General features: G+C 60.3%; 13 protein-coding genes. 9 read left to right on the forward strand and 4 right to left on the reverse strand.

The genetic code is table 11. From position 1 onward, the window contains the following. Positions 1-136: 136 nt before the first annotated feature. Positions 137-2,152 (reverse strand): transketolase, encoded by a 2,016-nt coding sequence (gene tkt / locus ACVBAU_RS08465; RefSeq protein ID WP_138925124.1) that lies wholly within the window; start codon positions 2,150-2,152, stop codon positions 137-139. A gap of 248 nt (positions 2,153-2,400) precedes the next feature. On the opposite strand from tkt, the gene ACVBAU_RS08470 reads away from it, so the two are divergent. The 3 genes from ACVBAU_RS08470 to ACVBAU_RS08480 are packed head-to-tail and all read left to right on the forward strand — an operon-like array spanning position 2,401 to position 3,634. Continuing rightward, complete coding sequence (locus ACVBAU_RS08470) at positions 2,401-2,901, forward strand: hypothetical protein (RefSeq protein ID WP_448325686.1); 501 nt, start codon at positions 2,401-2,403, stop codon at positions 2,899-2,901. Next, the gene (locus ACVBAU_RS08475; RefSeq protein ID WP_093733044.1) at positions 2,901-3,290 is read left to right on the forward strand and encodes a cell division protein ZapA; all 390 of its coding nucleotides are present in this window, start codon (positions 2,901-2,903) and stop codon (positions 3,288-3,290) included. Before ACVBAU_RS08470 ends, ACVBAU_RS08475 begins: the two co-directional genes overlap by 1 nt. Continuing rightward, positions 3,287-3,634 (forward strand): MliC family protein, encoded by a 348-nt coding sequence (locus tag ACVBAU_RS08480; protein ID WP_138923546.1) that lies wholly within the window; start codon positions 3,287-3,289, stop codon positions 3,632-3,634. The genes ACVBAU_RS08475 and ACVBAU_RS08480 overlap by 4 nt, the downstream gene beginning before the upstream one ends. 104 nt (positions 3,635-3,738) lie before the next feature. Here the strand turns inward: ACVBAU_RS08480 and grxD are convergent, their stop codons facing one another. The 3 genes from grxD to ACVBAU_RS08495 are packed head-to-tail and all read right to left on the reverse strand — an operon-like array spanning position 3,739 to position 4,584. Continuing rightward, complete coding sequence (gene grxD / locus ACVBAU_RS08485) at positions 3,739-4,101, reverse strand: Grx4 family monothiol glutaredoxin (RefSeq protein ID WP_138923545.1); 363 nt, start codon at positions 4,099-4,101, stop codon at positions 3,739-3,741. Then, complete coding sequence (locus ACVBAU_RS08490; RefSeq protein WP_138923544.1) at positions 4,098-4,343, reverse strand: hypothetical protein; 246 nt, start codon at positions 4,341-4,343, stop codon at positions 4,098-4,100. Before ACVBAU_RS08490 ends, grxD begins: the two co-directional genes overlap by 4 nt. Positions 4,344-4,347: 4 nt before the next feature. Continuing rightward, positions 4,348-4,584, reverse strand: coding sequence for a BolA/IbaG family iron-sulfur metabolism protein (locus ACVBAU_RS08495; RefSeq protein ID WP_074635070.1), 237 nt, complete (start codon positions 4,582-4,584; stop codon positions 4,348-4,350). Between the two features lie 155 nt (positions 4,585-4,739). On the opposite strand from ACVBAU_RS08495, the gene ACVBAU_RS08500 reads away from it, so the two are divergent. The 6 genes from ACVBAU_RS08500 (at position 4,740) to ACVBAU_RS08525 (ending at position 12,934) form a co-directional block, all read left to right on the forward strand. Then, complete coding sequence (locus ACVBAU_RS08500) at positions 4,740-5,708, forward strand: XdhC family protein (protein ID WP_448325690.1); 969 nt, start codon at positions 4,740-4,742, stop codon at positions 5,706-5,708. After that, the gene (locus ACVBAU_RS08505; protein WP_448325692.1) at positions 5,705-6,688 is read left to right on the forward strand and encodes a molybdopterin-binding protein; all 984 of its coding nucleotides are present in this window, start codon (positions 5,705-5,707) and stop codon (positions 6,686-6,688) included. Before ACVBAU_RS08500 ends, ACVBAU_RS08505 begins: the two co-directional genes overlap by 4 nt. A 130-nt stretch (positions 6,689-6,818) precedes the next feature. Beyond that, entirely contained in the window at positions 6,819-7,304 is a 486-nt protein-coding gene (locus ACVBAU_RS08510) for a (2Fe-2S)-binding protein (RefSeq protein ID WP_138923541.1), read from the forward strand. Positions 7,305-7,497: 193 nt separating this feature from the next. Then, positions 7,498-9,861: a xanthine dehydrogenase family protein molybdopterin-binding subunit gene (locus tag ACVBAU_RS08515; protein ID WP_138923540.1), complete on the forward strand. Its 2,364-nt coding sequence runs from the start codon at positions 7,498-7,500 to the stop codon at positions 9,859-9,861. 200 nt (positions 9,862-10,061) lie between these two features. Continuing rightward, the gene (locus ACVBAU_RS08520; RefSeq protein WP_448325694.1) at positions 10,062-10,853 is read left to right on the forward strand and encodes an FAD binding domain-containing protein; all 792 of its coding nucleotides are present in this window, start codon (positions 10,062-10,064) and stop codon (positions 10,851-10,853) included. A gap of 161 nt (positions 10,854-11,014) precedes the next feature. Next, positions 11,015-12,934, forward strand: coding sequence for an OmpA family protein (locus ACVBAU_RS08525; protein WP_448325696.1), 1,920 nt, complete (start codon positions 11,015-11,017; stop codon positions 12,932-12,934). Positions 12,935-12,944 lie beyond the last annotated feature (10 nt).

Genomic DNA, 12,944 nt, shown 5'->3' on the forward strand with positions numbered 1-12,944 from the left:
TGAATCTAGAGAGGGAGCGTGTACCACGCCTCTCGAAGCTTCTGCCAGCTTCAGACGGCCAGCAATACCGAATAATAAAAATAAAAAGGGGGAGCAAAATGCTCCCCCTTTTTCGTGTTGATCGTGTCCGTTCAGATCAAAGCAGCGCTTTGGCTTTATCGGCGACATTTTGGGGCGTAATACCGAACTTTTCGAACAGCTCTTCGGCAGGGGCGGAGGCACCGAAGCGGTCCATGCCAACGAAATCGGCTTTGTTCCACTTACCACGCTCGCCGGTGAGCCAGCGATCCCAGCCTTGGCTCACAGCGGCTTCCACGCCGACACGCACGGGGCCAGCGGGGAGGACACGGCGACGGTAGGCTTCGTCTTGCTCGGCAAAGAGCTCCATGCAGGGCATGGAAACAACGCGTGTGCCGATGCCTTCGGCCTGCAGCAGGTCACGGGCTTTCAGCGCGATCTCGACCTCGGAACCGGTGGCGATCAGGATGACCTGACGTTTGCCTTCGGCGTCGGCCAGAACATAGGCCCCCTGTTCGGTCAGGTTTTTGTTCTTGTGCTCAAGCCGGACAGTGGGCAGGCCCTGACGGGTCAGTGACAGCACGGACGGTGTTTTCTTGCTGCTCAACGCGATTTCCCACGCCTCGGCTGTTTCGACCGTATCGGCGGGGCGGAACACATAGGTGTTGGGTGTCGCGCGGCTGATTGCCAAGTGTTCGACCGGCTGGTGCGTTGGGCCGTCTTCGCCCAAGCCGATGCTGTCGTGCGTCATAACGAATACGGTCGGTACCTGCATCAACGCTGCAAGTCGCATCGCAGGGCGGGCGTAGTCGGTAAAGCACATGAACGTACCGCCGTAGGGGCGGACGCCGCCGTGCAGCGCCATGCCGTTCATCGCAGCGGCCATACCGTGTTCGCGGATGCCCCAATAGACATAGCGCCCGCCACGGTTGTCTACATCGAACACGCCCAGATCAGCGGTCTTGGTGTTGTTCGAGCCGGTCAAATCAGCAGAGCCACCAACGGTTTCCGTGTACAGCGGGTTCAACACCTCAAGCGTTTTTTCGCTGCTGGCGCGGGTGGCCAGTTTCGGCGCGTTTTCAGAGGTTTGCTTTTTGAACGCCTTGATTGTCGCGCTCAGTTTCTTAGGAGCGTCACCGGCCAATGCGCGGTTGAACTCTTCGCGTTTGCTGCGCGACATGGCATCGAAACGCTCTTCCCAGGCACGGCGGTCGTCTGCACCGCGTTTGCCAATCTCTTCCCATGCGGATTTCACATCGGCGGGGACTTCGAACGGGCCGGTTGTCCAGCCATAGGCGGCTTTGGCGGCGGCCATTTGGTCGGCGTCGGTCAGCGCGCCGTGGCCTTTGGACGTGTCCTGTGCGGCGTGACCTAGGGCGATATGCGTTTTGCAGGCGATCATCGTGGGCAGATCGGATTTGCGCGCTTCAGTCAGGGCGGCGTCGATTTCATCAGGATTGTGGCCGTCGATCTCGATCACGTGCCAGTCTGCGGCTTTGAAACGCGCAACCTGATCGACCTTGTCGGACAGCGATACCGGACCGTCGATAGTGATGTCGTTGTTGTCCCACATTACGATCAGCTTGCTTAGCTTGTGACGGCCTGCAAGGGCGATCGCCTCGTGGCTGATGCCTTCCATCAGGCAGCCGTCACCCGCGATCACGTAGGTAAAGTGGTCCACGATCTTCTTGCCGTATTGCGCGCGCTGAATTTCTTCGGCCATGGCAAAGCCGACGGAATTTGCGATCCCCTGACCCAGCGGGCCGGTGGTGGTCTCAATCGCATCGGCAAGGAAGTTTTCAGGGTGGCCCGCCGTGCGAGCGCCCATCTGGCGGAAGTTCTTGATCTCTTCGAGCGGGAATTGCTCGTAACCGGTGAGGTGCAGCAGCGAATAGATCAGCATGGACCCGTGGCCCGCGGACAGAATGAACCGGTCGCGGTCAGGCCACAGTGGGTTGGCGGCATCGAACTTCAGGTGCTTTTCGAACAACACGGTGGCGACGTCCGCCATGCCCATCGGCATGCCCGAGTGGCCGGAATTGGCGGCGGCGACGGCGTCCAGTGTCAGGGCGCGAATGGCGGTCGCTTTGGACCAATGGGCGGGATGGGCTTTGGCGAGGGCGTTCAGATCCACGGTGCAAGCTTCCTTATAAAGGGGGAAAGGGTTTGCGCGGATCAATACCAGCCAACCCACAAAGATCAAGGGCCACAGGACTCCGCCAGTGGTATCGCTTTTCCGCCCTGCCAAGGCATTGTTCTTAAAGGGGCAGTATTCCGCCTTTGGTTTGGGTAGGATTGGCTGAAACCACATTGACCAGCGATTCGATGGTTGGCAAACTGTGATATACGACTGACATACGACGTTTTACGAGGAACCCTGCGATGAGCGACATAGAACACTTGCAAGGCCGTATTCTGGCGGCGCTTGAAAGGGCGTCGCGCGGAGCGGACAAACTGGCGGTCGCCAAAGACGAGATCCCCGATCTATCTCAAGATCTGGCGCAAGAGCGCGCTGTCAACGTCGAGCTGGCGGAACAGGTCGACGCTCTGAAAAAGCGCCTTGCGGATGAAACGTCTCATCTGCGTGCGGAACTGGCGACAGCGCAGGCGCAAAACAACAGCGCTGACGCAGCACGGACCCAGACCGAAAAGCTTGATATGGAGTTGCAACGGGTGCGCCGCGCCAATGCGCAACTGGCCGATGCTTGCGCCGCGCTGCGCGAGGCCAATGCCGAAGGGGTCGGTGACGCCGGGCTTATCAATGCCGCTTTGCAAGCCGAGCTTGATGCCGTGCACGCCGCCCGCCGCGCTGATGTGGCAGAGGCTGACGCGATCCTGTCTGTTCTAACGCCGCTTGTCCCCACTGCCGAGGAGTCTGCCTGATGCCCGAAGTTTCCATTTCTATCGGCGGTCGCCAGTTCGAAGTATCCTGCCAAGAGGGCGAGGAGGATTACCTGCACTCTGCCGCCAAGATGCTGGATGACGAGGCACAGGTGCTGTCAGATCAGGTCGGTCGGATGCCCGAAGCGCGGATGCTGTTGATGGCGGGTCTGTTGCTTGCCGATAAGACCGCCTCCGTCGAGGACAAGATAAAGGAAGCCCGCGCCCAATTGGCAGAGCGGGACGCTGAACTTGCCAGTCTGCGCAACGTTGTGGTCGAGCCAGAGCGGATCGAAGTCGCCGTTATTCCCCAAGGCGTGACCGATAGTCTTGCCGAAATGGCTGCCCGCGCGGAAGCCTTGGCAGACGAAATCGAAGACAAGGCCAGATGATGCCGCGCGCGGCACTCGCGATGGCTGCCGTGATTTGCACGTCAGGGAGCCAAGCCGTCGCGCAAGAACTGCCCTTTTCGGCGACCTATATCTGCGAGCGGGGCGTCGAGGTTCCGGTGTCATATTCAAGCCCGGACCAGGCCAATTCGACTGCGGTGCTTTATGTCGAAAACCGCATGATCACGCTGGTACAATCGCGCGCAGCTTCAGGCGCGCGGTACGAATGGCCCTCGGACGGTTCTGGTTATATCTGGTGGAACAAGGGGAACGCTGCAACGCTCGTCTGGCATGACGCGGTGGCGGACAACGACACGACAATCTATGCGGAGTGTCGCACGCAATAACGCGAGCGCCCGACGATAGGGTATCCCGTTCAAAGCGTATGTCGGGTGCACCTTGCTACAAGGCGCACCCGTTTTTCGTTGGGCCGCTGATCTGGCCCGATTGCTTAGCCATTAGCTTCGCGGATCTTGTCGGCAGCATCCTTGTCAAAGCCAACGCCATTTTCTTCCAGCAGTGTGTCCAGCTCGCCCGACAGCATCATTTCGGTAATGATGTCACAGCCGCCGACGAATTCGCCTTTGACATAGAGCTGCGGAATGGTGGGCCAGTCAGAGAATTCCTTGATCCCTTGGCGCAGGCCTTCGTCTGCCAGCACGTTCACGTCGGTATAATCGACGTTCATATAGTTCAGAACCCCTGCCACACGGGAAGAGAACCCGCATTGCGGCATCGTCTTGTTGCCCTTCATGAACAGCACAACGGTATGGGCTGTGATGGTTTCCTGAATTTGCGTCTTTGCATCGGTCATTTCGATTTGTCCTTTGGTATAAAGCGTTTCGCGTATTCTTGGGGGTCGCGGGGGATGCGGTAGTTGGTCTGGTGCCCGCCGCCGCCGCCGCCCGAATGATAGGTCGCGTCGATTTCGTGATAACCCTTGCCCGGCTTTGATCCGCGTTCGGTGTCGCGTGTGTGTTTCAGCGACTGAAGGCCGCGCAAAACGGCCACGATCAACACCAGAACGCTGAGGATCACAATCAGGATCGGGTCCACCGGATCAGTCCGGCGCTTTGGTGGTCAGTGCCAGTGCGTGCAGTTCACCATTCGACCCGTCCATCCGGCCCTTGAGCGCGGCATAGACGGCACGTTGTTGTTGCACGCGGTTCTGGCCGCGAAAACTTTCGTCGATGATCATCGCGGCCATGTGAACGCCGTCATTTCCTTCGACGGTGATCTTGGCGTTGGGAAAGGTTTCACGCAGCAGGTCTTCGATTTCGCGGGCTTGCATGGGCATGTGTGGGGTGCTCCGTCTGGCATGTCATTGGCCAAGATGTAGTAGTGTGAACGGCGGCGTGCAAGTTATCTCCCCGTTATCTGATTGAGCGGGGGGCTGGGAGGCCCTACATAAGAACAGTCGCCGCCGCGACAAGGTTAAGGAGGCCAGCCGCCATGGAAATTTTCGAGAACGCGCCCGAACGCGCCTATGCATGGGCGCAAGCGGGCCGTGGGGCTGCGCTGGCGACGGTCGTAGAGACATGGGGCTCAGCCCCGCGGCGCGTCGGGGCACAGCTTGCTATCGCGACTGATGGCGAGATGCAGGGATCTGTCTCGGGCGGTTGCGTCGAGGGGGCCGTGGTGGTCGAAGCGCTTGAGGCAATCGAGGACGGCACCCCGCGGTTGTTGGAATATGGCGTCAGTGATGGTGATGCGTTTGCAGTAGGGTTGGCCTGTGGCGGGCGCATCCGCGTGTTGGTCGAACCGATTGGCGCAGGCGCTATGCCGTTTGACGTCTTGTCTGATCTGGTGCGCGCCCGCGCCGCACGTCAGCCCGTTGCCTATCAGGTACCGCTGTCTGGCGGGGCCGGCCGGCTGGTAGACGACGGCTATGCGGATCGCTTCCGGATGGACCGGTCCGGTGTAAAGGAAGACGGCGATACATTTGTGGCGATCCATAATCCGCCGCTGCGGCTGGTCATCGTCGGGGCGGTGCATATCGCCCAAGCGCTGGTGCCCATGGCGCAGGTCGCGGGGTTCGACGCCGTGGTGATTGACCCGCGCGAGGCGTTTGGGTCGCAAGCGCGTTTCCCCGATGCACAAGTGGTGAATGACTGGCCCGACGCGGCGATGAATACCGTCGGCGTCGATACCCGCAGCGCCGTCGTGCTGTTGACCCATGACCCCAAACTGGACGACCCCGCGCTGCACATCGCCTTGCGCTCGGACGCGTTCTATATCGGGGCGCTCGGGTCAAAGCGGACCCACGCCGCCCGCGTGTCGCGTCTGGAAGAAGCAGGCTTTACCGCCGCCGAGATCGCGCGGATCAAAGGGCCCATCGGGCTGGATATCGGCGCCGCCGGTCCGCCCGAGATCGCGGTGTCGATCCTGTCGCAGATGATCCAAACCTTGAGAAAACCGTGAGGTTCGGACCCGTCGAGACCGCGCAGGCCGGGGGCGCAGTGCTGGCCCACTCTATCGCGCTGCCGTCTGGCCGGTTGCGCAAAGGCTTGCGGCTGGAGCCCTCGCATCTGGCCGAGCTTCTGGCAGAGGGGATCGAGCAGATCATCGTTGCGCAGCTTTCGGCGGGCGATGTGGATGAAAATACCGCCGCGGCACAGGTCGCGCGGGCCGTGCTTGCAGATCATCCGCATCTGACAATGACCAAAGCCTTTACCGGCCGCGTGAACCTGCTGGCCGATGGGCCGGGCATCGTGCATCTGGATGTGGCCGCGCTTGAGGCGCTGAATGCGGTGCATCCGATGATCACGCTGGCCACGGTGCCGCCGTTTCAACAGATGGCAGCGGGGGGGATGGTCGCCACGATCAAGATTATCTCCTACGCTGTGGCAGATCATGACTTGGACGCCGCTTGCGTGGCAGGTCGCGGCGCGATCCGGATGCTGCCGCCACAGATCAAGGACGCCACGTTGATCATCACCGAAATCGACGGCGGCGCAGGGGACAAGGGCAAAAAGGCGATAGCGGATCGGCTTTCAGCACTGGATGTCACCCTGAAAGACATCGTGATTGTGCCGCATAAAATTTCCGCGTTGCGGGATGCGATCGCAAAGGCGGATACGGCGCTGACGTTGGTCCTGACCGGCTCTGCTACCTCCGACATAGATGATGTGGCCCCACAAGCCTTGCGCGCCGCGGGCGGCGAGGTTTCGCGCTTTGGTATGCCGGTTGATCCGGGCAATCTGCTGTTTCTCGGGCACAGGGGCGATACCCCTGTGATCGGGCTGCCGGGCTGTGCGCGGTCCCCTGCGTTGAATGGTGCGGATTGGGTGCTGTCGCGCGTGATCTGCGGTGTCGATGTGACCCCCCGCGACATCGCGGGCATGGGCGTCGGCGGTCTGCTGAAAGAGATCGCAACCCGCCCGCAGCCAAGACGCGGTTGACCCCCTATGCACGGGTGATGAGCGGCGCGATATACCGGCGAAGTTCAACCGCGCCGAAAATTTCTGTTCTCAAGGCCTCTTTGGCGTGCTTAACTCTGCCTAACACATGACATAAAACGGGAGGAACATCATGACCGAGGTCAAAATGACCGTGAACGGCAAACCTGCATCTGGTGCCGTCGAAGGGCGCACGTTGCTGGCGTCATTCCTGCGCGACAACCTGAGCCTCACTGGCACGCACATCGGCTGCGATACCAGCCAGTGCGGGGCCTGCGTGGTCCATGTGAACGGCGAAGCGGTCAAGGCCTGCACCATGCTCGCGGTCGAGGCCGAAGGCGCAGACGTCAAGACCATCGAATCCGTGGCAAATCCCGACGGGTCGCTGACCGTGATCCAGCAGGCGTTTCAGGATCACCACGGGCTGCAATGCGGCTTTTGCACGCCGGGCATGATCATGTCTGCGTCGTCGCTTCTGAAAGACAACCCCAAGCCGACCGAAGCCGAGGTTCGCCACTATCTTGACGGCAATATCTGCCGCTGCACCGGCTATCACAACATCGTCAAAGCGATCATGGCCGCATCTGGTCAAGACGTCAGCGCGCTGGCCGCCGAATAAACGCCGGTGTGCCGTGTGGCCCTGTTTGCGCAGGGTCGGGAGGACACGGCGCACCCCTTTCGAAAACCGCGCTTCCCCACGTGGACGGGGGACCCGCATCACCTAAAGATTGAAGACATAAGAATACAGCTAATCGCATAAGCCACATACGATGGTGCGGACCTGATCCGTACCCCATAGGGAGGAATTTACCATGCCAAAGGACGGCGGAATTGGTGCCAGCAGCAAGCGGCGCGAGGATATCCGGTTTTTGACCGGTGAGGGGAATTATACCGACGATATCAATCTACGCGGACAGGCATACGTGTTCTTTCTGCGCTCGGATATCGCCCATGGGGTGCTGAATTCGGTCGATACATCGGCAGCCGAAGGGATGCCGGGGGTCGTAAAAATCTTTACCGGTGCCGATTTTACCGAAGTGGGCTCTATCCCCTGTGGCTGGCAAATCACCGACAAACACGGGCAACCGATGCAGGAACCGCGCCACCCCGTGCTGGCGGAGGGCAAGGTGCGACATGTGGGCGAACCCATCGCCGCCGTTGTTGCCGAAACCCTGTCCCAAGCCCGCGATGCGGCAGAAGCGATTGTCGTTGATATCACCGACCTGCCCGCCGTGGTGGACATGAAGCAAGCGGTACAGGACGGCGCACCCAAGGTGCATGACGATCTGACCTCTAACCTGTGTTACGACTGGGGTTTTGTTGAGGAAAATAAAGGTGCCGTGGATAAAGCGTTTGAAGACGCCGCACATGTCACCACGCTTGAACTCATTAACAACCGCCTGGTCGCCAACCCGATGGAACCGCGTGTGGCTGTCGGCGATTACGCCCGCGGTACAGGCGATCACACACTTTATACGACGTCGCAGAATCCTCATGTCATCCGTCTGTTGATGGGGGCCTTTGTTCTGGGCATCCCTGAACACAAGCTGCGTGTCGTTGCCCCTGATGTCGGTGGCGGGTTCGGCACCAAGATTTTCCACTATCAAGAAGAGGCGTTTTGCACCTTTGCGGCCAAAGCGTGCAACCGTCCGGTGAAGTGGACGTCCAGCCGGTCAGAGGCCTTCATGTCCGACGCGCACGGGCGCGACCATGTGACCAAGATCCAGATGGCGCTGGATGCAGACAATAACTTTACCGCGCTGCGCACTGATACCTACGCCAACATGGGCGCGTATTTGTCCACATTTGCGCCGTCGGTCCCCACATGGCTGCACGGCACCTTGATGGCGGGCAACTATAAGACGCCGCTCATATATGTGAACGTAAAGGCCGTGTTTACCAATACCGTGCCCGTCGATGCATACCGTGGCGCGGGCCGGCCAGAGGCCACATACCAGCTGGAACGGCTGGTTGATAAATGCGCCCACGAACTGGGCGTCGATCCGATTGCCCTGCGGCGGCAGAACTTTATCACCGAATTCCCCTATGCCACGCCTGTCGCGGTTGAATACGACACGGGCGACTATGTGGCGACGATGGACAAGCTGGAAGAGATCGCCGATTTCGCCGGTTTTGATGCCCGCCGCAAAGCGTCAGAGGCCAAGGGCAAGCTGCGCGGCTTTGGGGTGAACTGTTACATCGAGGCATGCGGCATCGCGCCGTCGAACCTCGTAGGCCAGCTTGGCGCGCGGGCGGGTCTGTATGAATCCGCCACCGTGCGGGTCAATGCGACCGGCGGTCTAGTGGTGATGACGGGCAGCCACAGCCACGGCCAAGGCCACGAGACATCGTTCCCTCAGGTGATCGCCGAAATGATCGGTATTCCCGAGGATATGATCGAGATCGTGCACGGTGATACCGCGAATACGCCAATGGGTATGGGGACTTACGGGTCTCGGTCCCTTGCGGTTGGCGGCTCGGCGATGGTGCGCGCCACGGAAAAAATTATCGCCAAGGCCAAAAAGATCGCCTCGCATCTGCTGGAAGCCTCGGAAGGGGATATCGAGCTGAAGGATGGGGCGTTCAGTGTGGCTGGTACCGATAAATCTGTCGCTTGGGGTGATGTGACTTTGGCGGCCTATGTACCGCATAACTACCCGTTGGAGGATATCGAACCCGGTCTGGAAGAAACCGCGTTCTATGATCCGTCGAACTTTACCTATCCCTCGGGGGCCTATGCCTGCGAGGTCGAACTAGACCCCGAAACCGGTCACGTCACGATCGACCGTTTCGCGGCGGCGGATGACTTTGGCAACATCGTGAACCCGATGATCGTCAGCGGTCAGGTCCATGGCGGGATCGCGCAGGGCATCGGACAAGCATTGATGGAGAACTGCGCCTACGACAGCGACGGCCAGCTGCTGAGCGCATCCTACATGGATTACGCGATGCCACGGGCCAGTGATCTGCCGTTCTATACGGTGGACCATTCGTGCCAGACGCCCTGCACTCATAACCCCTTGGGCGTGAAAGGCTGCGGCGAGGCGGGGGCCATCGGGTCTCCTCCGGCTGTGGTGAATGCGGTCTTGGACGCCATGCGTTCGGGCGGTAAGGATGTCGGGCATATCGACATGCCCGTCACACCGGCGCGGGTTTGGGCGGCGATGAACGGATAAGGGAATAGGGCAGGAGCGGGGCCAGCCCCCTCTGCGCCCCTAGCGCTGAAAGTAAGGGAAAGCGGGGACCAGCCCCCTCAGCGCCCCTGGCGCAGAAAGTAAGGGAAAGCGGGGGCCAGCCCCCGCGCCCCCGGAGTTTATTGGCAAAATGAAGAGCGGCGTAAAGGCCAAGGCCCGCTCTGTGATTGGAAGGACGCAAGATGTATGATTTCGACGTAGTGAAGCCCGCGACGGTCGCCGAGGCGATCACGGCACTGGGGCAGGATGAGGCACAACCACTGAGCGGCGGGCAAACCTTGATCCCTACGCTCAAGGCACGGCTGGCGATGCCGTCGGTTCTGGTGTCGTTGAGCGGGATCGAAGAGATGCGCGGTGTGCGTATGGGCGATGATGGCCAATTGTGCATTGGTGGCGGGACTGTGCACGCGGTTGTCGCCAAGGAAGCACAGGCGCATTACCCTGGGCTGGCTGGTCTTGCCGCACGGATCGGTGATCCGGCGGTGCGTAATCGCGGCACGATCGGCGGGTCCGTTGCCAACAACGACCCTTCAGCCTGTTATCCGGCAGCCGTTCTAGGGAGCGGCGCGATTGTGGTTACTAACGCGCGCGAGATTGCGGCCGACGATTTCTTTGAGGGGATGTTCGCCACGGCGCTGGACGAGGGCGAGATTGTTACAGAAGTGCGCTTTCCAATCCCTGAAAAGGCGCATTACGAAAAGTTCATCCAGCCTGCTTCGCGCTTCCCGTTGGTCGCCGTTTTCGTGGCCAAGTTTGCGGATGGGGTGCGTGTCGCCGTGACCGGTGCCTCGGAAGAGGGGGTGTTCCGTTGGTCAGAGGCAGAAACCGCGCTAAGCGGCAATTTCACCGCCGAGGCGTTGTCGGGGTTGAGCGTGTCTGGCGATGGCATGATCAGCGACCTGCACGGCAGCGGCGATTACCGCGCCCATCTGGTTGCAGTCATGACCAAGCGCGCTGTCGGCGCATTGGTCTAACCATAGTATACATCGCGGTGGAACCGTCCCTTGGGAAACCTCGGGGCGGTTTTTTGCCAACTATATGATTGTTGCTTGCGCGTAGAGCGGAACGAATTCGCAGCATCGGCGTTGTGTCGTAACGCTGCCCGAACGGCGTCCATAATACCGTGAGGAATAGAATGTACAAACTTTTGAAATCCACGACATCACTGACCATGTGTCTGGCGCTTGCTTTGCCCGCAGGTGGTTTTGCCCAAACAACTGAAAGCTGCGTGAGCGAGGGGGAACAGACTGTTTTTCCATGCGTCTTGCCTGACGGCAGCGTCGTGGCTGATCAAGATCAGATGATGACTTTGCGCGCTGACGGTGGTCTGGCCGAGGCGCTCGGTCTGGAAGCAGAAGCCCAGTCTGAGGCTGAGGCCCAGCCCAATGCAGAAGCCGCTGCTGAAACTGTAGATGCCGCAGAAGAGCAAGCTGCCGCCGCAGCCGAAGCTGAAGCTGACGCGACCGCTGAAGCTCAACAGGCTGCTGAAGAGCAAGCCGCCGCTGACGCAGAGGCCGCTGACGCGCAAGCCGAAGCAGAAGCCGCTGAAGCCCAGGCCGCTGCTGACGCCCAAGCCGCAGCTGCTGCACAAGCCGCTGAACAAGAGGCCGCTGAAGCTCAGGCTGCTGCTGACGCCCAAGCTGCGCAAGCACAAGAAGCCGCCGCAGCCGAAGCCCAAGCTGAGGCCGAGCGTGAAGACGCGGTAGCCGCACAAATTGCGGCTGATGCCGAGGCAAATGCTGCCGCCGAAGCGGAGGCCGAGCAAGCCGCTGCTGACGCAGTCGAGCCCACATCGACCTCCGATGCGGACACCGCCCAGCAAAGCGATGCAGGCGTAGAAGCCCAAGCTGAAACCGAGGTTCCAGCCGGCACATCTTCGGCAACCGCGACACAAGCCGACGCCGAGACTGAACAGCGGACGGAAGAACAGATCGCCGCTGATCTGGCAGCTGAGCAAGCCGCCGAAGACGCACGCGAAGAACAGCGCGCTGCCGATGCAGCCGCCGCTGCCGAAGCCGCAGCTGCTGCAGATTCCGGTGAGACGGAAGCTGAAGTTGTCGTAGAAGAAATCACCGAAGAAGACACACGCGCGTCGAACGAAGAGTTCTCGACCAACGTGTCCGGCGATACTGCTGCGCAAGCGAACACCGAAGCTAAAAAAGATGATGACGGCCTGAGCAAGTTTGAAAAAGCGCTGCTGGTCGGCATCGGTGCTGTTGCAGTCGGGGCCATCTTGAAGAACGGCTCCAAAGTGGTCAGCAACTCTGGTGACCGTCTGGTTGTCCAAGACACGAATGGTGATCTGCGCGTGCTGAAAGACGACGACGCGCTGGTGCGTCAGGCCGGCGATGAAGTGCGCCGCGAGACCTTTAACGATGGGTCTTCGCGTACCACAGTGATCAAGCCGAACGGCAGCCAGATCGTGACCATTCTGGGCCGTGACGGTACCGTTCTGCGTCGGATCAATGTCGACCCACAGGGCAATGAATATGTGCTGTTCGACGATACACGTGCAGAAGAACGCATCATCGTAAACGAGCTGCCGCAGATTGAGACACAGACCAACACCTTTGCCAGCCAGCATGACGAAGAGGCGTTGCGTGCCGCGCTGCAAACCCAGCTTCGTGGCGAGCAGGCCCAGCGGTATTCGCTGCGTCAGGTCCGTGATGTGCGTCAGGTCCGTGCCTTGGCACCTGAAATCGAGCTGGATGCCGTGCGCTTTGCGACAGGCTCTGCTGCGATCCAGCCTGAGCAAGCGCGCGCGCTGTCCAAAATCGGGACTGTCATCAGTAATGCGATCAAAGAAGATCCACGTACTGTAATCTTGATCGAAGGGCATACGGATGCTGTTGGCGACGCGGGCTACAACCTTGCCCTGTCCGACCGCCGTGCCGAGACCGTGGCCTTGGCCTTGACGGAATACTTTGACGTACCACCAGCCAACCTAATTACGCAGGGGTATGGCGAAAGCGCGCTGAAGGTGTCGACGCCGACAGCCGAGCCGGCCAACCGCCGTGCGGTTGTGCGTAATATCACCGGTTTGCTGCGCCAGTAACGCCATCGGT

The organism is Sulfitobacter sp. M13, assembly GCF_053474885.1.

Excerpts from the sequence above, each read along its gene's own strand:
- ACVBAU_RS08470 (WP_448325686.1), top strand. The coding sequence starts at position 2,401 with ATGAGCGACATAGAACACTTGCAAGGCCGTATTCTGGCGGCGCTTGAA.
- ACVBAU_RS08475 (WP_093733044.1), top strand. The coding sequence starts at position 2,901 with ATGCCCGAAGTTTCCATTTCTATCGGCGGTCGCCAGTTCGAAGTATCC.
- ACVBAU_RS08480 (WP_138923546.1), top strand. The coding sequence starts at position 3,287 with ATGATGCCGCGCGCGGCACTCGCGATGGCTGCCGTGATTTGCACGTCA.
- grxD (WP_138923545.1), bottom strand. The coding sequence starts at position 4,101 with ATGACCGATGCAAAGACGCAAATTCAGGAAACCATCACAGCCCATACC.
- ACVBAU_RS08495 (WP_074635070.1), bottom strand. The coding sequence starts at position 4,584 with ATGCCCATGCAAGCCCGCGAAATCGAAGACCTGCTGCGTGAAACCTTT.
- ACVBAU_RS08500 (WP_448325690.1), top strand. The coding sequence starts at position 4,740 with ATGGAAATTTTCGAGAACGCGCCCGAACGCGCCTATGCATGGGCGCAA.
- ACVBAU_RS08510 (WP_138923541.1), top strand. The coding sequence starts at position 6,819 with ATGACCGAGGTCAAAATGACCGTGAACGGCAAACCTGCATCTGGTGCC.
- ACVBAU_RS08515 (WP_138923540.1), top strand. The coding sequence starts at position 7,498 with ATGCCAAAGGACGGCGGAATTGGTGCCAGCAGCAAGCGGCGCGAGGAT.
- ACVBAU_RS08520 (WP_448325694.1), top strand. The coding sequence starts at position 10,062 with ATGTATGATTTCGACGTAGTGAAGCCCGCGACGGTCGCCGAGGCGATC.
- ACVBAU_RS08525 (WP_448325696.1), top strand. The coding sequence starts at position 11,015 with ATGTACAAACTTTTGAAATCCACGACATCACTGACCATGTGTCTGGCG.